The 22424-nt window shown below is 59.8% G+C and carries 17 protein-coding genes; 11 read left to right on the top strand and 6 right to left on the bottom strand.

Going from position 1 to position 22424, the window contains the following annotated elements:
* Positions 1-125 precede the first annotated feature (125 nt).
* On the top strand, positions 126-1121 hold the full coding sequence (locus HWW83_RS07700; RefSeq protein ID WP_176589182.1) for a hypothetical protein: 996 nt from the start codon (positions 126-128) through the stop codon (positions 1119-1121).
* Between the two features lie 156 nt (positions 1122-1277).
* Here HWW83_RS07700 and ggt read toward each other — a convergent pair whose 3' ends face one another.
* Both ggt and HWW83_RS07690 read right to left on the bottom strand, forming a co-directional pair.
* A complete protein-coding gene (gene ggt / locus HWW83_RS07695) occupies positions 1278-2951 on the bottom strand; it encodes a gamma-glutamyltransferase (protein ID WP_142075566.1) in 1674 nt (557 codons plus the stop codon).
* A 162-nt stretch (positions 2952-3113) separates the two neighbouring features.
* On the bottom strand, positions 3114-3977 hold the full coding sequence (locus HWW83_RS07690) for a LysR substrate-binding domain-containing protein (protein ID WP_033650363.1): 864 nt from the start codon (positions 3975-3977) through the stop codon (positions 3114-3116).
* A gap of 143 nt (positions 3978-4120) precedes the next feature.
* On the opposite strand from HWW83_RS07690, the gene HWW83_RS07685 reads away from it, so the two are divergent.
* From HWW83_RS07685 to HWW83_RS07655, 7 genes are all read left to right on the top strand, one after another.
* Positions 4121-5257 carry an agmatine deiminase family protein gene (locus tag HWW83_RS07685; protein WP_176589181.1) on the top strand — a complete coding sequence of 379 codons (1137 nt, stop codon included), beginning with the start codon at positions 4121-4123 and terminating at the stop codon, positions 5255-5257.
* 79 nt (positions 5258-5336) lie between these two features.
* Positions 5337-6017 (top strand): class I SAM-dependent methyltransferase, encoded by a 681-nt coding sequence (locus tag HWW83_RS07680; protein WP_033643126.1) that lies wholly within the window; start codon positions 5337-5339, stop codon positions 6015-6017.
* Positions 6018-6060: 43 nt separating this feature from the next.
* Positions 6061-6723: a hypothetical protein gene (locus tag HWW83_RS07675; RefSeq protein WP_163965342.1), complete on the top strand. Its 663-nt coding sequence runs from the start codon at positions 6061-6063 to the stop codon at positions 6721-6723.
* A gap of 124 nt (positions 6724-6847) precedes the next feature.
* Positions 6848-7990, top strand: a complete 1143-nt coding sequence (locus HWW83_RS07670; protein ID WP_096242264.1) for an efflux RND transporter periplasmic adaptor subunit — start codon at positions 6848-6850, stop codon at positions 7988-7990.
* Position 7991: 1 nt separating this feature from the next.
* Positions 7992-11129 (top strand): efflux RND transporter permease subunit, encoded by a 3138-nt coding sequence (locus HWW83_RS07665; protein WP_176589180.1) that lies wholly within the window; start codon positions 7992-7994, stop codon positions 11127-11129.
* A gap of 1 nt (position 11130) precedes the next feature.
* Positions 11131-12573 (top strand): efflux transporter outer membrane subunit, encoded by a 1443-nt coding sequence (locus tag HWW83_RS07660; RefSeq protein WP_332108455.1) that lies wholly within the window; start codon positions 11131-11133, stop codon positions 12571-12573.
* 157 nt (positions 12574-12730) lie between these two features.
* Positions 12731-13084, top strand: a complete 354-nt coding sequence (locus HWW83_RS07655) for a DUF1493 family protein (protein WP_033643122.1) — start codon at positions 12731-12733, stop codon at positions 13082-13084.
* Positions 13085-13091: 7 nt separating this feature from the next.
* Here the strand turns inward: HWW83_RS07655 and HWW83_RS07650 are convergent, their stop codons facing one another.
* Complete coding sequence (locus HWW83_RS07650; RefSeq protein ID WP_033643121.1) at positions 13092-13661, bottom strand: DJ-1/PfpI family protein; 570 nt, start codon at positions 13659-13661, stop codon at positions 13092-13094.
* A 133-nt stretch (positions 13662-13794) separates the two neighbouring features.
* On the opposite strand from HWW83_RS07650, the gene HWW83_RS07645 reads away from it, so the two are divergent.
* Entirely contained in the window at positions 13795-15333 is a 1539-nt protein-coding gene (locus HWW83_RS07645; protein WP_176589179.1) for a long-chain-fatty-acid--CoA ligase, read from the top strand.
* 39 nt (positions 15334-15372) lie between these two features.
* Here the strand turns inward: HWW83_RS07645 and HWW83_RS07640 are convergent, their stop codons facing one another.
* On the bottom strand, positions 15373-16647 hold the full coding sequence (locus tag HWW83_RS07640) for a Glu/Leu/Phe/Val family dehydrogenase (protein WP_033643119.1): 1275 nt from the start codon (positions 16645-16647) through the stop codon (positions 15373-15375).
* Positions 16648-17189: 542 nt separating this feature from the next.
* Positions 17190-17537, bottom strand: a complete 348-nt coding sequence (locus HWW83_RS07635) for an antibiotic biosynthesis monooxygenase family protein (RefSeq protein WP_033643118.1) — start codon at positions 17535-17537, stop codon at positions 17190-17192.
* A gap of 512 nt (positions 17538-18049) precedes the next feature.
* Here HWW83_RS07635 and HWW83_RS07630 point away from each other — a divergent pair.
* A complete protein-coding gene (locus tag HWW83_RS07630) occupies positions 18050-18670 on the top strand; it encodes a helix-turn-helix transcriptional regulator (RefSeq protein WP_042784528.1) in 621 nt (206 codons plus the stop codon).
* Positions 18671-18720: 50 nt separating this feature from the next.
* On the opposite strand, the gene HWW83_RS07625 is transcribed toward HWW83_RS07630, so the two are convergent.
* Positions 18721-20910 (bottom strand): TonB-dependent siderophore receptor, encoded by a 2190-nt coding sequence (locus tag HWW83_RS07625; protein ID WP_096242262.1) that lies wholly within the window; start codon positions 20908-20910, stop codon positions 18721-18723.
* Positions 20911-21112: 202 nt separating this feature from the next.
* On the opposite strand from HWW83_RS07625, the gene fes reads away from it, so the two are divergent.
* Positions 21113-22420, top strand: a complete 1308-nt coding sequence (gene fes, locus HWW83_RS07620) for an enterochelin esterase (RefSeq protein WP_232096986.1) — start codon at positions 21113-21115, stop codon at positions 22418-22420.
* Positions 22421-22424: the final 4 nt, after the last annotated feature.

Raw genomic sequence — 22424 nt, 5'->3', positions numbered from 1 at the left:
AAGATGCAGGTAAAAATGCATAATAATTTATCAATATAATACTAAAATAGAGAGTAGGTACTTTTAAACCATCAATACTCATAGCTATCAAGGGTTGTTATATATATTTCGGAGAGGAAATGATTATGGCTGGTAAGAGAAAGTTTGTATCTGAGTTCTCTATTGGCATGACTTCAAAAGGATGGCTAATTTTTACTCCAGATCAACTTCACTCAGATGGAAGAATGAAAGAGGAACATCAAAGCATAGCAGATAATAGCCATATTTATCTCATTTGTAAAAGGCCAAAAGCAATATGCAGTAAAGAGATGCTTCTGATAAACGATGGGATTCTGAGTGGAGAAGTTATTAGCAGGGTCAATGGAGAGGAGGTTATATCAACCTATAGTTTTCCTTTTAAATTTGAAAGTGGGGAGGAAAGTATAGTGGCGGCGGACTATCCTCATAGAAAAATTCATACATTGGGTAGAGATGGCAAATGGATTCGATATTGGCCTAGTGACTTTCTAGCTTTATATACCAAGAATGAGATCTACCATGATTTGGAGGTGCTCTATGTAGGTCAAGCCTTTGCAGAAGGAAAAAGAACAGCAATGGATAGACTTAGAAGCCATTCAACACTTCAGAAAATCCTTGCGGATACTATGTGTGACTTTCCTGATGATCAAATATTTATAGTTACATTGGAATATGATGATTACATACTAGCCTCTTCATTTAATAGTATGGATAAATCTAGCATCGGTGGGCAGGAGGATGATAGTAGAGGGAGGAGTATAATAGATCATCCTCTTTCAAAGAAAGAGGTAATTTGCCTTTCCGAAGCTGGTTTAATTAGGTATTTTCAACCGAAGTATAACGAGATTTATAAAGAGAGTTTTCCAGCGACTGACCAAAAAATTCTTTCAAATTGCTTGGGTTTGGATTTCTCAGGACTTTCTGTTGAAGTCGAACTGTATGGTTCGGGTCTTAGATTGTTTTCAGAAAATATATTTGCACAACATCATCATATCGCGATGTTTAACTTGGCAGATGAGTCAGTTAGATTGGGCTTTTTCACCCATTGCGATGGTACTAATGTACCATTCACTATGGATGATGTTATTCCAATGACTAGATAAAGTATATCCTATTAACTGAGTGTGTAATTATTAACCTAGAAAAGCCGACTGCAGCCACTGCCAGAATTACCGGATGAGCGGGTTATGTACGCTGTAGCGGTGCAGCAGCTGCCAGTGAGTGGCGGCCCGGCGTGCCTGAAGCGGGCCGCCGGAGGGTTACTTTTTCACCACCAGCCCCACGCCGCGGCCGCGCGGATCGGACGCGGTTTCCGGCGTGCGGCCATCGACGCGTATGACCTGAATATCCCCCATGTTCCAGCCCTGGTCTTCGAGGGTGTAGCCCATGGCCTTCAGCTCGTCCGCCGGTTTGCCGGTCAGCGGCGCGAAGCTGTCGTAATAAACGGTGTCCTTCGGCAACAGTTGGTGATGCACGCGCTGGGCGGCCACCGCCTGCGCCAGCGGCAGATGGTAATCGTAGAGATTGTTGATCACCTGAAAGATCGAGGTGAAGATGCGCGATCCGCCCGGCGTGCCGATCACCAGGGTGACGTCGCCGTCGCGGGTGATGATGGTCGGGCTCATCGAGGAGAGCATGCGTTTGCCCGGCTCGATGGCGTTGGCGTCGCTGCCCACCACGCCGAAGGCGTTGGCGACGCCGGGTTTGGCGCTGAAGTCGTCCATCTCGTCGTTGAGCAGGAAACCGGCGCCTTTGACCACCACGCCGCTGCCGAAGTCCCAGTTAAGCGTATAGGTGTTGCTGACCGCGTTGCCGGCCGCATCGACGATCGAGAAGTGGGTGGTTTGGTGGCTTTCCAGCCCCGGCCGCACCTGCTCGGTCGGCGAGATCGCCGTCGGGTTGATCTCGGCGGCGCGTTTTTGCAGGTAGTCGGGGGCGATCAGCTGCGCTTCCGGCACGTTAGTGAAATCCGGGTCGCCGAGGTAGTCGGCGCGATCGGCGAACACGCGTTTTTCGATTTCCGCCAGCAGGTGGATATAGCGCGCCGAGTTCAGCGGCACGCCCTTGAAGTCGGCGGCGCGATCTTCTTTTATCCCCAGCAGCTGCGCCAGCGCGATGCCGCCGGAGCTGGGCAGCGGGGCGGTATACACGGTGTTGCCGCGCCAGCTGATGCGCATCGGTTCACGCCATTTCACCCGATAGTCGGCCAAATCCGCCGCGCCGATCAGCCCGTTGTCGCGCTGCATTTGCGCCACCAGCAGGCGGGCGGTTTCGCCGTGATAAAAATCGTCGGCGCCCGATTTGGCGATGCGCTCAAGGGTGGCGGCCAGCTCCGGCTGTTTGAACACCGTGCCGGGCTTCATGGCGCCGAAATAGTCGCCGAAGTTGGTTTTACCGGCAAACAGCTTGTTGGCGTCTTCGCGGTACTGATACTGCTGATCCGCCACGGTGAAACCTTGCCGGGCGTAGCCGATCGCCGGCGTCAGCAGTTCGGCCCACGGCAGCTTGCCGAAACGCTTGTGGGCTTCCCACAGCCCCAGCACGGTGCCCGGCACGCCGGCGGCGCGACTGCCCACCAGGCTGAGATTCTCGATCACTTCGCCTTTCTCGTTCAGATACATAGTTTTGCCGGCGGCCTTGGGCGCCACTTCGCGGTAGTCGAGGAAATAGGGTTTGCCGTCGACGTACAGCGTCATAAAGCCGCCGCCGCCGATATTGCCGGCTTCAGGGTAGGTGACCGCCAGGGTAAAGGCGGTGGCGACCGCCGCATCGACCGCATTGCCGCCGGCCTGCAGAATATGCGCGGCGACTTTTGCGCCATACTGATCCGGAGCGGCGACCGCGCCGGCGCTCAGATCGGCGGCACAGGCGACGGGGACGGCGCAGGCCAGGGCCACGCTCAGAGCTATCGTTTTCAATAAACCGGCAGACATAGAAGATCCTTTTAGCGATGTTCAGTTATCAGGTGAATTCAACTAATTATTTTTGAAACAGCAGGTTAGCGCGTTTTATTCGGGCTGTTGCGGCGCTTTATTGAAAGTAGCAGCGGTCAGGCGGGGCCGCCTGACCAGAGTAGCAAATCGTGATGTGGCGCGTTATGCGTCGGCCGGCAGCGTCGATTGCAGCCATTGGCAGAAGTGCCGGGCGAGCGGATTGTGTTCGCTGTCGCGATGCAGCAGCCACGCCCAGTTGGCGCCGCGCACGCGTTGCTCGGTTAACGGATGCAGCAACCCGGCGTCACGCGCTTGCTGCGCCAGCAGCTGACTGACCAACGCGATGCCCAGCCCCTGGCAGGCGGCATCCAGCAGCAGGCCGGGATCGGAGAAATTCAGCCCGCTGTCGCGCTGGCCGACGTGCGCGCCGCCCGCCACCGTCCAGTGGCTCCAGTCCATTTCGCGTTCGCCGTGCAGCGTGACGCGCTGCTCCGCCGCCAGCGCCAATAGGCTGGGGTGGCAGGCGGGATAAAGCCGGTCGGTGCAGAGAACCTTAAAGGTGCAGTCCGCCTGCGCGCTGAGATCGTCGCGGATCGCCAAGTCGATGCTGTCCGTCGCCATATCCGGTGGCTCGAAGCTGGTGAAGAGCCACAGATCTATCTGCGGATGCCGCTGGTTGAACTCGCCCAGCCGTGGCGTCAGCCAGTGGCGGGCAAAGGCCGGCGTCGTGTTGACGATCAACTGATTGGGTTTGCGGTATTGGTCCAGACGACGAATGCCGACGGCCAATTGTTGCAGCATCACCTGCGCGGTGCTGAACAGATCGTGGCCGGCATCGGTCAGAGTCACGCTGCGGCCGGTGCGGAAAAACAGCGGCTGTTCCAGAAAAGCCTCGAGGCTGCGGATCTGCTGGCTGATTGCCGACTGGGTAAGGTGCAGCTCTTCGGCGGCCTGATGAAAACTGCCCAGACGCGCCGCCGCTTCAAAACCGCGCAATGCGCTTAACGGGGGCCAGTGTTTTAACATTATCAATAAGCCTGTCTAATCAGATATCCACTAAATATATCGTTTGTCGCAGCGGCAGGGGAAGACTAGCATGAGATTCAATTCCCGGAGAGCGAAAAAACCGGTTAACCAGTTGAATTTAAATTAATTAAAAGAGGGCATTTATGTCAACGCGCCGCACCTTTATCAAGCAGCTTTCGGCGGTGGCCGGCGTCGGCTTGACGGCATCATTGGGTATTTCGTTACGCGGTCACGCAAAAGCTGCGCTTAATCCGGCCTGGCGCTTGCCGGATGAAGGGGAACCGCAACAGCGGGCGTTTATCGCGTTCGGCGCGCAGCGCGCGATTTGGGGCGACTTCACGGCGGACGTGCGGGCGGCGCAGGGGCGTATCGCCCGCGCCATCGCCGAATTTCAGCCGTTGACGGTTTTTTGCCGCGAGCGTGAACGGCAATTGGCCGAGGCCATCTGCGGCAGTCACAACGTCAGCTATGTCGTCACCGAGCTGGATGATATCTGGATGCGCGACATCGGCGCCAATTTCGTCGTCAATGATGCCGGCGAACTGGGCGCGGTGGATTTCAACTTCAACGGCTGGGGCGATAAGCAGCAGCATGCCAAGGATGCGCGTCTGGCAGGGTTTGCCGCCAGGCGATACGGCGTCCCTCAACCACGCCGCAGCGCACTGGTAGGCGAAGGCGGCGGCATTGAGGTGGATGGGCGCGGCACCGGCATCATGACCGAGAGCAGTTGGGTGAATGCGAACCGCAACCCGGGCTGGAGCAGGGATCGGGTTGAGCAGGAGCTGAAGGCGATGCTCGGCCTGCGTAAAATTATCTGGCTGCCGGGCATTAAAGGCCGAGACATCACCGATGCCCACGTCGATTTTTACGCCCGTTTCGTGCGGCCGGGCGTGGTGGTGGCCAATCTGGACACCGACCCGGCCTCTTACGATCATGCGGTCACCCAGACGCATCTGGCGATCCTCAAGACAGCGACCGACGCCGACGGCCGCACGCTGCAGGTGCATACGCTCTCGCCGCCGCGGGCACCGCGCGACAGCCGTTTCAGCCGCCGCAATCCCGATTTCGCGGCGGGCTACATCAACTATTTCGTTATCAACGGCGCGGTGATCGCCCCGGAGTTTGGCGACCCGCAGGCGGACAAGGCGGCGTTTGAACTGCTGTCGGCGCTCTATCCGCAGCGCAAGGTGGTGCAGTTGGAGATCGACGCGATCGCCGCCGGCGGCGGCGGCATTCACTGCGTGACCAGCCAACTGCCGGCGCCTGGCAAACCAGACTAGTGAGTGTTCAAAAAATGCGCACGCGGTTGTTTGTCGCCATAGGCTGTGGTTGGCTGAGTGGAAACAGAAGGAGGCCATAATGAACGACTCATCCTTGAGCATTCCCACCTGGTATCGCGATCCGCACGCAGAGCAGGCCATGGCCGAAGGCCATGCGCCCATCTGGCGGCATCTGCTGAGCCTGGTGCCGGAACGCGAACTGTCCGGCGTCAGGGTGCTGGACTTCGGCTGCAATCAGGGCGGTTTTTTGCGCCTGTTGCATCAAATTCGGCCATTTAGTGAGGGGATCGGCGTTGATATCGCCCGCCAATCCGTCGAACAAGCCAACCGCCTGAAAGGAAACCTGCCGATCGTTTATCAGACCGACACGCGGTTGACGGGTTATGAGAACCACTTCGATATCGCCTTCAGTCATGAAGTCATCTACCTGATTGAAGATATCGCGCAGCATGCCGCCGATATGCTGCGGGTGCTGAAGCCGGGCGGCGTTTATTATGCGGTGACCGGTTGCCACACCGACAACCCGCTGTGGCCGCAATGGCGCGAAAGGGTGGCTGAACAGACGCATACCGTGGTGCAGGATCGTTCTCTGGACGATTATGCGCGTATTTTCTCCGCCGCGGGATTCCAGGTCTCTGCCCGCAGGCTGGGTTTTTCCGGCTTCGTTCCCTATGAGCCGGACGGCTGGATGCCGACTGTTTCGGCAGCGATCGACTACTATTGGCACACCAAAACGGTGTTTAGACTGGTTAAACCCTAAAAATCCCACGCGGCGCTCGGTACGCCGCCGCTGACGAGATAAGATGACGAAATTTATGATGGACCAAGACGCTAAAACAATGGACTTTCGTTTAATCACACGGTTGTCCCTGCTTATGGGGGCGCTCTTGACGCCTGTTGGAGGGGCCACTGCGGCCATGCTTACGCTCGAGAATCAGGATCCGGCGGCGGTGTACCTTATTCAGGATGCGAAGCTGATTCAGGAGCGTGAGGGGGTGAAGATCGCCGAGCGCTCATACCGTTATTTCGAACTTAAGCTCGTCGACAATCTCCAGTATGAAGGTTATATCACCCGCTGCGCCGACGACTATGCCGATAAATTGAATGAACAAGATCGGCGTGAATTAAACCGCTGCACTGAGCAGGTGATCGACGACCTGGATCGGTTGATGGAAAAGACCGCCAACGTGACGTTCTACGATGGCGGCACGCAAAACGTTTATCGGGGCGAAGAACATTCAACGCCTTATTATTACTATTCGTTCGCCCGCGTGGCCAATTATTATCAAACCGACGATGGGCGCCATCCCCTGTATGGCCTGGTTTATCGCTGCAAGCAGCCGGCGAGCGATGCTCATCGGGAGCAAGAGCCTGATACAACTGAAGCGGCGCCGCCCCCGGCTGAAGTGGAACGCTTTATTGCATTGGCTAAAAACCGCTGCGCCAATGTGCTGAAACCACGCTGAACGAGATTGCGCCACCGTTTTCCGCTTCGAAAAGATTTTACGCAATCCTTACGCAACCCTTTCAGAAGCGCATTCCGGCATTCGATATATTGAGAATAGTCATTCTCAATAGGATCGTATTGCAATGCAGAGGAAAACGCTTTTGGCGCTGGGGCTTTCGCTGTCGCTGGCCGCCTGCGATGGGCAAAACGCCGGCGCGCCGACGGGCGCAGGCGGTGAACGGGAGGTCGGCGTCGTCACGTTGCGCGGCCAGTCTGTAACCCTGAGCAGCGAGTTGACCGGTCGGGTTAACGCCACCATGACCTCCGACGTGCGGCCGCAGGTCGACGGCATCATCAAGCAGCGGCTGTTTACCGAAGGGGCCGAGGTGAAAGCCGGGCAGGTCTTGTATCAAATTGACCCCGCCAGCTATCAGGCCAGCTACGATCAGGCCGCCGCCCAGCTGAAAAACGCTCAGGCCACGGTGCAATCCACCCGGCTCAAATCGCAGCGCTATGCGGCGCTGGTGAAAGAGAACGGCGTTTCCAAACAGGACGCAGACGACGCCAAAGCCGCGTATCTGCAGGCCGTGGCGTCGGTGGCGCAGTATCAGGCGGCGCTGGAAACGGCGCGCATCAATCTCGCCTATACCCAGGTGCGGGCGCCGATCGCCGGCCGCATCGGCATTTCGTCGGTGACGCCGGGCGCGCTGGTCACCGCCAGCCAGACTGATGCGTTGGCCACCATCCGCGCGTTGGATCCGATCTATGTCGATCTGACCCAGTCCAGCGCCCAGTTGCTTAAACTGCGCCGTCAGCAGGCCGCTTTGCAGCGCGGTGCGGTCACGCCGGTCGCCATCAAGCTGGAGGACGGCACGCCTTATGCCCACGCCGGCAAGCTGGAGTTGACCGAGGTGGCGGTGGATGAGGCCACCGGTTCGGTCACGCTGCGCGCGGTGTTCCCCAACCCCGAACATGAGCTGTTGCCCGGCATGTACGTCCATGCCACGGTGGATAACGGCGTCGATCCCAAAGCCATCCTGGCGCCGCAGCAGGGCATCACCCGCAACGCCAAAGGGGAAGCCACCGCGTTGGTGGTAAACGCGCAAAACAAAGTGGCGCAACGCACCGTCAGCGCCGAACGGGTGGTGGGCAGCAACTGGCTGATCGACAGCGGGCTGAACGACGGCGATCGCCTGATCGTCGAAGGCACCAGCAAGGTGACGATCGGCGCCGCGGTGAAGCCGGTAGACGTCTCGGTCGACAAAACCCAACGCGGGGAGCAGTGATATGGCGCAGTTCTTTATCCGGCGTCCGGTATTCGCCTGGGTGATCGCCATCATCATCATGCTGTGCGGTCTGATGTCGATCAATTCATTGCCCGTCTCGCAGTACCCGGACGTCTCACCGCCGCAGATCGCCATCTCCGCCACCTACCCGGGCGCGGACGCGGAAACGCTGGAAAACAGCGTCACCCAGGTGATTGAGCAGCAGCTCACCGGCCTGGACGGCCTGCTGTATTTCTCGTCGACCAGCAGCGCCAGCGGCTCGGTCAGCATCAACGTCACCTTTGAGCAGGGCACCGATCCGGATATCGCTCAGGTGCAGGTGCAAAACAAGGTGCAGCAGGCGGAAAGTCGTCTGCCGAGCGCCGTCACCGCACAGGGCGTGACGGTCAAAAAATCCCAGAGCAGCTTTCTGCTGATCGTCGGGTTGTATGACGAAAGCGACAAGGCGACGATGGCCGATATCTCCGACTATCTGGTCAGCAACCTGCAGGATCCGCTGTCGCGCATCGAGGGCGTCGGGGACGTACAGGTGTTCGGCTCGGAATACGCGATGCGCATCTGGCTGGATCCGACCAAACTGGCGAGCTTTTCGCTGATGCCTTCCGACGTGCAGACGGCGATCGAGGCGCAAAACACCCAGGTGTCCGCCGGCAAGATAGGCGATCTGCCGGCCGCCGCCGACCAGCAGCTGACCGCCACGGTGAAGGCGCAGTCGCGGCTGCAAACGCCGGAACAGTTCCGCAATATCATCCTGAAAAGCGACAGCAGCGGGGCGCTGGTGCGGCTGGGCGACGTGGCGCGGGTTGAGCTGGGCAACGAAGACTACTCCGCCAGCGCGCACCTCAACGGCCACCCGGCGGCGGGGATCGCGGTCAAGCTGGCGGCGGGCGCCAACGCCCTGAGCACCGCCAAGCTGGTAAAGGCCAAGGTGGCGGAATACCAAAGCGCCATGCCGCAGGGCTACAAGGTGGCCTACCCGAAAGACAGCACCGACTTCATCAACATCTCGATCGAAGAGGTGGTGAAAACACTGTTTGAAGCGGTGGCGTTAGTGGTGGTAGTGATGTTCGTGTTTCTGCAAAACCTGCGCACCACGCTGATCCCGACCATTACCGTGCCGGTGGTGTTGCTGGGCACCTTCGGCGTGCTGGCGGCGTTCGGCTATTCGATCAATACCCTGACGCTGTTCGGCATGGTGTTGGCGATCGGGCTATTGGTGGATGACGCCATTGTGGTGGTGGAAAACGTCGAACGGGTGATGCGCGAGGATAAGCTGCCGCCGCGCGAGGCGACGGAGAAATCGATGCGCGAAATCACCGGCGCGCTGGTCGGCATCGCGCTGGTGCTGTCGGCGGTGTTTCTGCCGATGGCGTTCTTCGGCGGCTCCACCGGGGTGATCTACCGCCAGTTTTCGATCACCGTCGTCTCCTCGATGGTGTTGTCGGTGGTGCTGGCGTTGACGCTGGCGCCGGCCTTGTGCGCCACGTTGCTGAAACCCGCGCACGACGCGCAGACCGACAAAGGCTTGCTGGGCAAATTCAACCGCGGTTATGACCGGTTGCAGGCGAAGTACGCCGACAAGGTCGGCGCAGTGATCCACCGGCCAATGCGCTATCTGCTGCTGTACGGCCTGCTGTTGATCGCCGCCGCCGTAATGTATCTGCGTTTGCCGACCGGCTTCCTGCCCAACGAGGATCAGGGCTCGGTGATGGTGCAGTACACCTTGCCGGCCGGCGCCACCAACGCGCGCACCTCGGCGGTGAGCGAGGCGGTGACCGCCTATTTTCTCGACCAGGAAAAGGCCAACGTCAGCACCATTTTCACCATCAACGGTTTCGGTTTCAGCGGCAGCGGGCAAAACGCCGGCATGGCGTTCGTCAGCCTCAAAGACTGGAGCCAACGCGGCGGCAGCGAAAACACCGCCGACGCCATCGCCAAACGCGCCATGGCGCACTTCGCCTCGCTGCGCGACGCCCAAGTGTTCTCCATGAGCCCGCCGGCGATCGACGGCTTCGGCCAGTCCGACGGCTTCACCTTCGAACTGCAGGCCAAAGGGGCGACCACCCGCGCCGAACTGCAGGCGATGCGCGATCAGATTGTCGCCGCCGCCGCCGGCAATCCATCGCTGTTGGCGGTGCGCGCCAACACCTTGCCGGACACCCCGCAGCTGCAGGTGGCGATCGACAACGGCAAACTGCAGGCACTCGGCCTGAGCGCCGCGGACGTCAACAGCACCCTCAGCAGCGCGTTCGGCAGCACCTACATCAACGACTTTATCGATCGCAACCGGGTGAAAAAAGTCTATATGCAGGGCGACGTGCAGTACCGCGCCAAGCCGGAAGACCTCGACCGCTGGTTTGTGCGCGGCACCAACGCATCGGGCGACAGCAGCATGACGCCGTTCTCCGCCTTTGCGTCTTCGCACTGGATCTACGGCCCGGAGAACCTGTCGCGTTATAACGGGCTGTCGTCGTTCGAGATCACCGGGCAGGGCGCCGCCGGTGTCAGTTCCGGTACGGCAATGAGCGAGATGGAGAAACTGGCGGCGAAATACTCCGCCGGCAGCAGCTATTCCTGGAGCGGGCTGTCCTATCAGGAACGGCTGACCAGCGGCCAGGCGTCGTCGCTGTACGCCATTTCGCTCATCGTGGTGTTCCTGTGCCTGGCGGCGCTGTATGAGAGCTGGTCGATTCCATTCGCGGTGATGTTGGTGGTGCCGATGGGCGTGGTGGGCTCACTGCTGGCGATCACGCTGCGCGGGCTGGAAAACGACATCTACTTCCAGGTGGCGCTGCTCACCATCATCGGGCTGTCGGCGAAAAATGCCATTTTGATCGTCGAGTTCGCCGAGGAGATGCACCAGCGGGGGGAAACGCTGATTGGCGCGGCGGTCCACGCGGCGCGCATGCGCCTGCGGCCGATCCTGATGACCTCGCTGGCGTTCACCGCCGGGGTGCTGCCGCTGGCGGTATCCAGCGGCGCCGGCGCCAACAGCCGAATTGCCATCGGCACCGGCATTATCGGCGGCACGATCACCGCCACCGCCTTGGCGATCTTTTTCGTACCGCTGTTTTATGTGTTGGTGCGCCGCATGTTTACCCGTCGGCCCACCAACTCGCCGTCGCAGGCAGGAGAATAACGTGTTGCAACGAGTCATGATGTTAACTTTACCGCTGCTGCTGAGCGGATGTCTGTCGCTGGATCCGCACTACCATCGCCCGGCGGCGCCGGTGCCCGCCAACCTGCCGCAGGGCGAGGCCGCCGGCAAGCAGGCGTTGAGCTACCCGGACGTCGCCTGGCGCGACTATGTGCAGGATGCCAGGCTGCGGCAGGTGGTGGCGATGGGGCTGAACAGCAGCCGCGATCTGCGTGAGGCGATCGCCAATATCGCTTCGGCGCGCGCCCTGTACGGTGAGCAGCGCTCGGCGCTGTTCCCGACGATCAACGCCACCGCCGACGGCAGCCGCGGGCGTTCGCTGACCGGCAACGGCAATGCCACCGCCATCAGCCAGAGTTACGAAGCGCAGGGCGGCGTCAGCGCGTTCGAGCTGGATCTGTTCGGCAAGAACGCCAGCCTGTCGCGGGCGGCGTTCGAAACCTATCTGGCCAACTCGGAAGCGGCGAAAAGCACCCGTCTGACGCTGATCGCCGATATCGTCACCGACTGGGTGGCGGTGGCGGCCGAGCGCAGCAATCTGGCGGTGGCGCAGCAGACGATGGAAAGCGCCAAACGTTCGCTGGACGTGACGCGCAACAATCAACAGCACGGCATTTCGTCGCTGGTCGACGTGGCGTCGGCGGAAACCGTTTATCAGCAGGCGCGTTCGGACGCCGCCAGCTACGCCACCCTCGCCGCGCAGGCGAAAAACGCGCTGGATTTGGCGGTGGGGCAAAGCGTGCCGGAAAACCTGCTGCCCGACGGTATCGATGCGCTCGGCGAAATCATGCGCAATCTGCCGGCCGGGGTGTCTTCGCAGGTGCTGCTGACGCGGCCGGACGTGCTGCAGGCCGAGCATAATCTGAAATCCGCCAACGCCAACATCGGCTCGGCGCGTGCGGCATTCTTCCCGTCGATCAGCCTGACCGCCAGCGGCGGCGTGGGCAGCGGTGAACTCTCGGCGCTGTTCAGCCACGGCGCCGGCGTCTGGTCGTTCGCCCCGAGCATCAGCCTGCCGATCTTCAGCGGCGGCTATAACACGGCTCAGCTCAACTACACCCAGGCGCAGAAAGACCTGTATGTCGCCACCTATGAGAAAGCGGTGCAGACGGCATTTCAGGAAACCGCCGACGCGCTGGCGCGCAAAGCCACGCTGCAGGAACAGCTGGCGGCACAGACCGGCTATGTGGCGGCGGCGCAGCAATATTATCGCCTGGCCGAACTGCGTTACCGCCAGGGCGTGGACAGCTACCTGACGCTGCTGGACGCGCAGCGCACGCTGTATACGGCGCAGCAGTCGCTGATCGCCGCACAGCAGACCGCGTACGACAATCAGGCGACCCTGTATAAAGTGTTGGGCGGCGGGGTTGCCGCCGAGCGGCAGGGGGACGGCGTCATCGCCGATAAGGCGGCGCTCAGCCGCTAACCGTCGACCGCGCACGCCGCGAGTTGGGCGGCGCGCGGTTTACTTATGGAAAGTGTAAAGAAACGGAAAACCCGCGCGGCGGCCCGAACTCGCCGCGGCGGGCAGAGTCAGACAGATAATTGCATTCACCTTTTCTTCATATCGGCTCGAGGTCGTCATGGCAGAAGACATTCAGCAACAGGTCATCGCGCTTATCGCCGCATTCAACGCACCAGGGCGGCAGAAGAAGGGGGCGGTCATCACCCCGGAAACCGAGATTAACACCGCGCTCAACCTGTCGTTCAGCGACTCCAACACGCTGATGCGCCGCTACTTCGATACCTTCGGCGTCGACAGCAGCAACTACAACCACGAGCTGTATTTCCAGCCGCCGAGCAATACCGGGCGCTGGTTTTCTCCCTCCGCCTGTAAAGAACACACCCGGCCGCTGTGCGTATCGATGCTGGTGCGCTCGGCGCGCGCCAAACGCTGGCTGTACGACATCCATTTTCTTATCGAGCAATTGCGCTAGCGCCAGGTTACTGCTCCAGCAGCTCGGCGAATTTCGCCAGCCACTGCGGATGCGCCGGCCAGGCCGGGGCGGTGACCAGATTGCCGTCGACATGCGCCTGATCGATGCCGATCTCCGCATAATGGCCGCCGCCGAGCCGCACCTCCGGGGCGCAAGCCGGGTAGGCGCTGCAGGTGCGGCCCTTCAACACCCCAGCCGCCGCCAGCAGCTGCGGGCCGTGGCAAACGGCAGCGATCGGTTTTTTGGCGGCGTCGAACGCCTGCACCAGCGCGATCACGTCGGGATTCAGCCGCAGGTATTCGGGCGCCCGACCGCCGGGGATCAACAACGCGTCATAGTGCTCTTCCTTGGCGGCGGCAAAGTCGGCGTTCAGGGTGAAACGATGACCGGGTTTCTCGCTGTAGGTCTGCGCGCCGTCAAAGTCGTGGATCGCGGTCTGGATGTAGTCGCCGACGGCTTTGTCGGGGCACACGGCATCCACCCAATGGCCAAGCATTTGCAATGCCTGAAACGGCACCATGGTTTCGTAATCTTCGGCGTAGTCGCCGACCAGCATCAGGATTTTTTTCTTGCTCATGATCACAACTCCAGCAGGAGGGGGAATGCCTAAGGTATAGCCCAGCGCCCCTGGGAATGCGAACCGCAAAGCGCCTATCTATACTCGTGATACTGCGGCGCTTTCTCGCCGCTCAACCCAGGGAGGATCCCCGATGCTGAATCTGGCTACCTTGCTTGAAGAAAGTGCGCGCACCTGGCCGGAACGGCCGGCGGTGATACAGGACGATATACTGCTCAGCTATCGGGCGCTGAATGAAATGGCCAACCGGGTGGCGAATTTACTGGTCGCGCGCGGCGTGCAGCCCGGTGAGCGAGTGGCGCTGGCCTGCCCCAATCGGCCGGAGTTTCCGGCTATCTATTACGGCATTCTCAAAAGCGGCGCGGTGGTGGTGCCGCTGAATATTCTGCTTAAGAGCGCAGAGTTCGACTATTACCTGGCGGACTCGGCGGCGGTGGCGTTGTTTTGCTTCGAAGGCAGCAGCGGCCTGCCGTTGGGGGAAGAGGCGCTGCGGGCGGCGGCGAAGGCGGAGCAATGCCGTGAGGTGTTTATCATCGGCGATCGGCTGCCGCTCGAAGGCGAACGTTTCAGCACGGCGATAGCCGCACAGGCCACCGAGTTCGCTTCGGCCGCGACGCTCGAAAGCGACACGGCGGTGGTGCTGTATACCAGCGGCACCACCGGCCGGGCCAAAGGGGCTGAGTTGACCCACGCCAACCTGGTGCTTAACGCGCTGGGATCGGTGAGGCTGTTCGACGGCTCGGAAACGGATCCCGATCGCCATCTGGTGACGTTGCCGCTGTTCCACACGTTTGGTTCGACGGTGCAGATGAATGCCGGATTTTCCGCCGCCGCCACCCTGGTGCTGGTCGAACGCTTCGACGCCGCGCAGGCCATCGCGCTGATGCAGCGGCACGGCATTACCTTTTTTGCCGGCGTGCCGACCATGTATTGGGCGTTGTTGAATGCGCTGGATGAGCATACGGATATCGAGTGCCTGCGCAGCACGCTGCGTATGGCGGTATCCGGCGGGGCCAGCCTGCCGGTGCAGATCCTGGAGGATTTCTCGCGCCGCTTCGGCGTCAACATTCTCGAAGGGTATGGTCTGTCGGAAACCAGCCCGGTCGCCACCTTTAATCATCCGCACCGCGTGACCAAACCCGGCTCTATCGGCCAACCGATCTGGGGCGTGGAGGTTCGCTTGCTCGACGTCACCGGGCAACCGATCGACGGTGTCGATCAGGTGGGAGAGATCGCGGTGCGCGGCTACAACATCATGAAAGGCTATCTGAACCGTCCCGAGGCGACGGCGGAAGTGCTGGAAAACGGCTGGTTCCGCACCGGCGATCTGGCGCGCCGCGATGCCGACGGCTTCTATTTCATCGTCGATCGGGCCAAGGACATGATCATTCGCGGCGGGTTCAACGTCTATCCGCGCGAGATTGAAGAGGCGCTGATTCGCCATCCGGCGGTGTCGTTGGTGGCGGTGATCGGTGTCGAGCATCCTTCGCTGGGTGAAGAGATCAAAGCGGTGGTGGTGTTGAAAGAGACGGAGGAGCCGATCGAGGAAGAGGCGCTGATCGCCTGGAGCCGGGAGAGGCTGGCGGCGTTCAAGTATCCGCGTATCGTCGAGTTTGTCGAACGCTTGCCGATGACCAGTACCGGTAAGGTGTTGAAACGCTGTTTGCGCTGAGGAAAATCCGGCCTGCCGGGGCAGGCCGGGAAACGGGCATCAACCTGGGTAGATGCCACGCTCTTTACGTGCGGTCAGGATGCGCTCGCAAGCCACGATATAAGCGGCGGTGCGCAGGCTGCACTCTTTCTCTGCGGCCTTGTTCCAGACGTGGACCATCGCGTCGGTCATGATCTTGTCCATACGCTCGTTGATCTCGGACTCGCTCCAGAAGTAACTCGCCATGTCCTGCACCCACTCGAAGTAACTGACCGTTACGCCGCCGGCGTTACAGATAACGTCCGGAACCACGGTGATGTTACGGGAACGCAGAATGTCGTCCGCTTCTGGGAAGGTTGGGCCGTTAGCCCCTTCCAGCACCAGCTTGGCGCTGAGGATTTCGGCGCGCTGACGGGTGATCTGGCCTTCCAGCGCCGCAGGGATCAGGATGTCCATGTCAACCGACCAGAACGCTTCGCTTTCGATCTCGCTGGCGCCTGGGAAACCGGCGATCTGCTTGTGCTTGGCCTGGTATTCGGTCAGCGCGGCCAGATCGATGCCGTTGGCGTTGAACAGGGTTGCGGAGTGGTCCTGGATGGTGACGACGCGAGCGCCGACGCCGACGAACAGGCGAGCCGCTTCGCTGCCCACGTTACCGAAGCCTTGCACCGCCACTTTGGCGCCTTCGATCTGCACGCCCAGACGCTTGGCCACTTCGCTGCCGGTCACGAACACGCCGCGGCCGGTCGCTTTCTCACGGCCCAGGGAGCCGCCGAGGTGGATTGGCTTACCGGTTACCACGCCGGTGATGGTGGTGCCGTGGTTCATGGAGTAGGTATCCATCATCCAGGCCATCACTTTGGCGTTGGTGCCGACGTCCGGCGCAGGAATGTCTTTCTGTGGCCCGATGATGAAGCCGATTTCGCTGGTGTAGCGGCGGGTCAGTCGCTCCAGTTCACCTTCAGACAGTTTGAACGGATCGACGCGGATGCCGCCCTTGGCGCCGCCGTACGGCAGGTTGACCGCGGCGCACTTGATGGTCATCCAGGCGGACAGGGCCATCACTTCGTTCAGATCGACGTCAGGGTGGAAGCGGATACCGCCTTTACCCGGCCCGCGCGACAGGTTGTGCTGTACGCGGAAGCCTTCGAAGTGACGGATGGTGCCATCGTCCATCTGCAGCGGGATATCGACAATCAAAGCGCGTTTAGGGTGACGCAGCGTATCAACCCAGCGTGAGAGGTCGCCGAGGTAAGGGGCGACGCGATCGATTTGTTGCAGATATGTAGCCCAAGCGGTGGTGCTGCTGTCTGAAGCGTAGGATAGCTTTTCCATAACCAACCTTTATATTTTAGAGGTATTTATTTCGTTTAACCGTGGATTAGCAAGCGCATAACACTTTGCGCCGCTAAATTTACCACTAATTATGCCGGTTGTTAGCCCCCCGCTCATCGGGCCAGCGGACGGTTTTTCGCCGCCTGCAGGGCGGTAAATGAATAGTTAATTACTTTTCGCCGGGCGTTAGCGGGCACATGCATACTTTATGCATATAAAACGCATAAAAACCCTTTATATCTATTTTTCAGAAGCTTGAATGTGATCAAAAAGTTTCATTTTATTTAACTGCTATGTTGACAATGGCGTTTCCCCTCGGCAGCGTTAAAATCCTGTTAAAACGCCGTCTGCCGCCGCGTTTTGCCTGGGCAGCGAGAAGCATGATTCGGGGCTGTTTTACTGTATTGCGGCAGAAGAGTGGGCTGAAAAGCGTGTTCACCTGAAACGGACGGGTGACCGCGAGCGGCCGGCCACCCGTTCTGGTTTGGCGAATCAACGTTTAAAGAAGACCGCGCCGCGGTGGCGTGGTCATCCGATACGCATTAGGCGCCGGTATGCTGATAGCGTTGTAATTCCACCGGTTCAGCGCCGATACTCGCCAGATATTCTTTGACGGACGCCGGCGCGGAAGCTTGCGTAAATTGGTAGATGTTTTCATCCGCATCCAACAGCGTCTCCCATTTTACAATGTTCACCCAGCGAGGCTCATTGTCTACGCTGATGCCTGAGTCACGCGAAATAAACCCGTTCTGGTTCGAGATAAATTCCTCTTCAACGCGCTTGTCCAATACGGCAAACGCTTCAGGGCTGAGTGAGGCCGGCAGTTTAAAACTTGAAATTTCAATAATGTAGCTGTTGGCGGAACAGTCCGCCTTGGATTCATAATTCATAATAAAAGTCCTTTAAATTAAATTGCTTATACAACTCAAATTAAGCTGCATCCTTATTGCAGTACTGCAGGTTAAATTTATTCCTGATGTCTGAAATAAATAATTAGGAATAATCTGAATTGGCGCTTTGCTTTATGCAAAACATGATGATTTGTATGAGATTTTTCTTGCATAAGGGAGTTTGCCAATCAACTTGCCAACGGCCTTAAGCAATAATTCAATAACGGTGGTGCGGTTATTAATGTCATTGGCAAAGGGGCGGTTTTTAAATAAAAAAACGGTAGATGAACGGCGTGGTTAACCTATTTCCTTTTCCTCTTTGAAGGGGCGGGCGTTATTTCGCCGGCGACCGGCAATGGCCAATCATGCCCCCCGTCGGGATAAAAGGTCACTTGCGGCGCAGCCGGTGGTGAGGGGGAAAACAACGCCATCCGCTCGGCAAGCGGCGGCAACTGCGGTATGCTAAGCGGCTGAGCAACAAACCAAACCGGGCTATACGGAGACACCCCAGCGTGGCGAATTCTTCTTCTCAACTTGAACTGTTGCGGTCAGTCGCCGACGGCATCGCGGCCCTGTTTTTCCCGAATGCGGAAGTGGTGATCCACGATTTGGCCGCCAACAAGATAGCCTACCTGGCGAACAACCTGTCGAAGCGCAAACCGGGCGACGACGCGGGGCTGGAAGATTTCACGTTTGATGGCGGCGCCAACGTGACCGGCCCCTACGAAAAGCTGAACTGGGACGGCAAAAAGATGCGCTCGGTGAGCATCGCCGCGCGCGACGAGCAGGGTAACCCCAGCTATCTGCTGTGCATCAACCTGAGCACCGCGATGTTCGAGGACGCCCGCAACGCGCTGGATATGTTCCTGTCGGTCACGCGATTGCAGCCGCAGCCGCAACAGCTGTTCAAAGACGACTGGCAAGAGAAGATCAATACCTTCCTGCATGACTGGCTGCGGCGCGAGAACGCTGCGCTCGGCGCGCTGAGCCGCGAACAGAAACGGCGGCTGGTCAGCGATCTCTATCATCAGGGGGCGTTCAAGGCCAAAAGCGCGGCGGACTATATCGCCAACGTGCTGTCGATGGGGCGTGCTACGGTGTACAAGCATCTGCGGGAATTGAAGCAAGAGTAAACGCGGCGGGAAAGGTGGAAGAAAGGGGCGGCGATGGCCGCCCCTTTTCGTTACCAGCGGTAGTTCACCGAAGCGATGACGCTGCGGCCGCTGCCGTAGAAGCAGGCGTACTCGCCGCTGCAGGATGAAACGTATTTCTTGTCCGTCAGGTTCTGCACGTTGAGCTGCAGCGCCGCACCGCGCAGCGCCGGCGAGGCCTGGCCGAGATCATATTTCACCATGGCGTCGTACAGCGTGTAGTGCGGCACGTCGTACTGGCCGGTGGCGTCGGCCGGCGCATCGCCGATGTAACGCACGCCGCTGCCGACGGTCAGGCCGTTGAGCGCGCCGCTCAGGAAGCTGTAGCTGCCCCAGGCGGACGCCGCGTGGCGCGGAATGCCCGCCGGGCTGTGGCCGATTTCGTCGGCCGAGTTGGAGTCTTTGGTCACCACGTCGGTGTAGGTGTAGGCGGCGATCAGCTTGATCTCCGGCGTCGGCTGAGCGTGCACTTCCGCCTCAATCCCTTTGGATTTCACCTCACCGATCTGCTCGTAGGCGGAGGTGAGACGGTTGTAAGACGCCACATTGCGTTGGGTGATGTCGAACCAGGAGAGGGTCAGCAGGGTGTTGCCGCCCGGGATCTGGTACTTCACGCCCACCTCGGTTTGTTTGCCGGTGGTCGGCTTGAGCGGGTCGGCGCCCGGCGCGCTCGGGTACAGGTTAGGATCGAACGAGGTGCTGTAGCTGACGTACGGCGAAATGCCGTTGTCAAAGGCGTAGAGCAGGCCCGCACGGCCGGTGAACTGGGCATCATTGTAGGTCTGCTCTTTGCCGCCGCTGGTGCGATCGCGGGTGTTGACCTGCGACCAGTCCTGACGGCCGGACAGCAGCAGGTTCCAGTTATTCCACGCCAGCTGGTCCTGCAGATACACCCCGATCTGATTCAGCGTCTTCAAATCGCTGGAAGCCAGCGCCAGCGTGCTGCCATCGATGCTGGGGCGAACCGGGTTGGCCCAGTCGATCGGGTAATCGTTGCCGCGATCGCGATACATCTTCGAATCGATATGGCTGTAGCGGTAATCCAATCCGCCCAGCACCGTGTGTTTCACCTCGCCGGTGTCGAACAGGCCCTTCAGCTGGTTATCCACGCCAAACTCGTTGGTCATCTGCGTTTCATGCTGCGCCATGCGGGTGACGGTGTGGTCGTTGACCTTCGAGTTTACGTTATAAACCAGATATTTATAGTCCTCATCACGGTGGGTGAAACGCAGGTTCTGGGTAAACGACAGCGCATCGCTGAAGTTGTGCTCGAGGCTGTAGCCGATCGACGCCTGCTCGCGCCGCGACTTGTTGAAGCTGGGTTCGCTGATGTTGAAGTCATAGGGCACATAGCCCGCGCTGGTCGGGAACAGTGTGCCGGCGCGCGGCAGGAAGTTGCGCGATCCGGCTTTCGGATCGTTCTGGTAGCTGGTCAGCAGCGTAAAACTGGTGTCTTCGTTCGGCAGCCAGGTGAAGGCCGGGGCGATGGCCACCCGTTGCTGCTTGCTGTCTTTGACAAACTCATGTTCGGTTCTGGCGATACCGTTCAGGCGATAGAACAGGGTGTTGTCGTCGTTGAGTTTGCCGCCGAAGTCGAACGCCGTTTCCGCCAGATGACGGTTGCCGGTGCTGAATTTAACTTCGTGAATGCTCTGGGCAGTAGGGCGTTTGCTGGTCATCACCACCACGCCGCCGGGGCTGACCTGGCCGTAAAGCACGCCGGCCGGGCCGTGCACCATTTCCACACGCTCCAGCAACCAGGGATCGATCTGCCCGGCGCCGCCGTTTTGGCTAGAGAGGCCAAAGTGCAGGCCGTCGAGCAGCTTGGGCGCGTAGCGGAAGCCGCGGCTGATCACTTCGTCATTGCGGTTGGAATTGCCGCGATAGGTGGTGACCACCCCGCTGGTGTAGTTCAAGGCGTCGGCGACCGACGCCGGTTCCTGGTCGTTCATTTGCTCGCGCGTCACCACCGAGATGGACTGCGGGGTTTTGCTCAGCGGAGCGGCGGTTTTGGTGCCGGCGGCGCTCTCTTTGGCGACGATCCCTTTGACGGGCGCGGTCACGCTGCTCTGCGCGTCGGCAGTCACCACCATCGTCTCGTCCGCCGCGGCAAAAGCGTTTTGCGCGAAGGGCAGTAGCGCCAGCGTCGCCCCCAGCAACAGCCGGTTGGCGGACATCGCCTCTGCGCTATCGTTTTCTATCCCTTTGTTTCTAATATTCATTATCTCTCCTGCATGCCTACTTTTGTGTGTAATGCCACCCTGATAAACCCCGCAATGTCGATGAATACGCTTTCCCTCGTCGACGCGGAGACGTCGCGTTTGCACGACGGCAAAAATCCGACAAATAGTATTGAAAATGATAATGAGTATCAATACGATTGTCAGGTTTTGTAAAAGTCACGCACGTTATGTAAGGGGCGCTATGGAGTTTTTGCCGGAAAAGAGGCCAGAAAACGGTCGTGAGGGATTGGCGGCGCAGTGGCTGCGTGAAGAGGCGGCAGGGCAATCCGCGTGGTGGCAGAAGGTTGCCGCTCATGGCACGCCTGTCGTCGAAGCGCACGATGAACAGCACGTCAGAATGACCTGGCTATGGCGCGATCCTGCCGGCGACGAGCGGCTCTCGCCGATATGTCGCGTCTATGCCGATATCAACGGCATTACCGACCATCACAGCACGACCCCCAGCAGCCTGAAAAGGCTCCCCGGCACCGACGTTTGGTACGGTGCGGCCGTTGTCGATCGCCGCTGGCGCGGCAGTTACAGCCTGATCCCGATTACAGCGCGGGATCTTCCTCCCGTCTTCAGCGACGACGAAACGTTGCGCGATCGCCAGCAGCGCGCCTGGTGGGTATCGCTGTTCCCGTTGGCGATCGCCGATCCGCTGAATCGCACCTCGCTGGGGCCGGCTTATCGCCCGCGCGCCGTTTCCCTGGCTCAGGGGCCGGACGCGGACGACCAAAGCGCCTGGCAGGCCGCCGATCGGCCGTTGGATGAAGCGCGGCTACAGCTTTTTCACTGGCACAGCGAACGGCTGGGCACCCGGCGGCGCGTGTGGCTGTATGCCGCCGGCGAGGCGGCGGACAACGCGAACCGCCCGCTGGTGCTGCTGCTCGACGGCCAGAACTGGATCGAAAGGCACGCATTGCTGCCGGTGATTGAGAACGAGACCGCAAAAGGGCATCTGCCGCCCGCGTGCTGGCTGCTGATCGATGCGATCGATGGCGAACACCGGGAAAACGAACTTCCTTGCAACGCCGCCTTTTGGCAGGCGGTGATCGACGAACTGCTGCCGCAGGCGCAGCGGCGCGAACCGTTCAGCGAAGAGGGGGCGCGCACCGTGGTCGCCGGCCAGAGCTACGGCGGGCTGGCGGCGTTATACGCCGGCCTGCACTGGCCCGAGCGCTTCGGCCATGTGCTGAGCCAGTCCGGCTCCTTCTGGTGGCCCACGGTGCAATTCGTTACCCAGTTTGAAAAACGCCACGAGTTGGAGGAAGGCTGGTTGATACGCCAGGTTCGGCAGCGCGGCGCGACCGCGCCGACGCTCACCGTGATTCAGCAAGCCGGCGATCGGGAGGCGGACATCGAATTCGTCAATCGCCAGATGCACCAGGCGCTGACGGCGGCCGGGCATCGTGCCGACTACCGCGTGTATTCCGGCGGACATGACGCGCTCTGCTGGCGCGGCGGTCTGGTGGACGGCGTGCGCCGGCTGCTTTCCGCAATGAAGTAATTCC

This window comes from Serratia ureilytica (genome assembly GCF_013375155.1).
In the GTDB taxonomy this organism is placed as follows: Bacteria; Pseudomonadota; Gammaproteobacteria; order Enterobacterales; family Enterobacteriaceae; genus Serratia; species Serratia ureilytica.
The sequence above is the reverse complement of the archived record's forward strand: the minus strand, read 5'-3'. Positions and strand labels throughout refer to the sequence as shown.

Bases quoted from the DNA above. Each gene is read 5' to 3' on its own strand.
- HWW83_RS07645 (WP_176589179.1), top strand. From the start codon at position 13,795: ATGCTGAATCTGGCTACCTTGCTTGAAGAAAGTGCGCGCACCTGGCCG.
- HWW83_RS07635 (WP_033643118.1), bottom strand. From the start codon at position 17,537: ATGAATTATGAATCCAAGGCGGACTGTTCCGCCAACAGCTACATTATT.
- HWW83_RS07685 (WP_176589181.1), top strand. From the start codon at position 4,121: ATGTCAACGCGCCGCACCTTTATCAAGCAGCTTTCGGCGGTGGCCGGC.
- HWW83_RS07625 (WP_096242262.1), bottom strand. From the start codon at position 20,910: ATGAATATTAGAAACAAAGGGATAGAAAACGATAGCGCAGAGGCGATG.
- HWW83_RS07640 (WP_033643119.1), bottom strand. From the start codon at position 16,647: ATGGAAAAGCTATCCTACGCTTCAGACAGCAGCACCACCGCTTGGGCT.
- HWW83_RS07690 (WP_033650363.1), bottom strand. From the start codon at position 3,977: ATGTTAAAACACTGGCCCCCGTTAAGCGCATTGCGCGGTTTTGAAGCG.
- HWW83_RS07665 (WP_176589180.1), top strand. From the start codon at position 7,992: ATGGCGCAGTTCTTTATCCGGCGTCCGGTATTCGCCTGGGTGATCGCC.
- HWW83_RS07670 (WP_096242264.1), top strand. From the start codon at position 6,848: ATGCAGAGGAAAACGCTTTTGGCGCTGGGGCTTTCGCTGTCGCTGGCC.
- fes (WP_232096986.1), top strand. From the start codon at position 21,113: ATGGAGTTTTTGCCGGAAAAGAGGCCAGAAAACGGTCGTGAGGGATTG.
- ggt (WP_142075566.1), bottom strand. From the start codon at position 2,951: ATGTCTGCCGGTTTATTGAAAACGATAGCTCTGAGCGTGGCCCTGGCC.
- HWW83_RS07655 (WP_033643122.1), top strand. From the start codon at position 12,731: ATGGCAGAAGACATTCAGCAACAGGTCATCGCGCTTATCGCCGCATTC.
- HWW83_RS07675 (WP_163965342.1), top strand. From the start codon at position 6,061: ATGACGAAATTTATGATGGACCAAGACGCTAAAACAATGGACTTTCGT.
- HWW83_RS07680 (WP_033643126.1), top strand. From the start codon at position 5,337: ATGAACGACTCATCCTTGAGCATTCCCACCTGGTATCGCGATCCGCAC.
- HWW83_RS07650 (WP_033643121.1), bottom strand. From the start codon at position 13,661: ATGAGCAAGAAAAAAATCCTGATGCTGGTCGGCGACTACGCCGAAGAT.
- HWW83_RS07700 (WP_176589182.1), top strand. From the start codon at position 126: ATGGCTGGTAAGAGAAAGTTTGTATCTGAGTTCTCTATTGGCATGACT.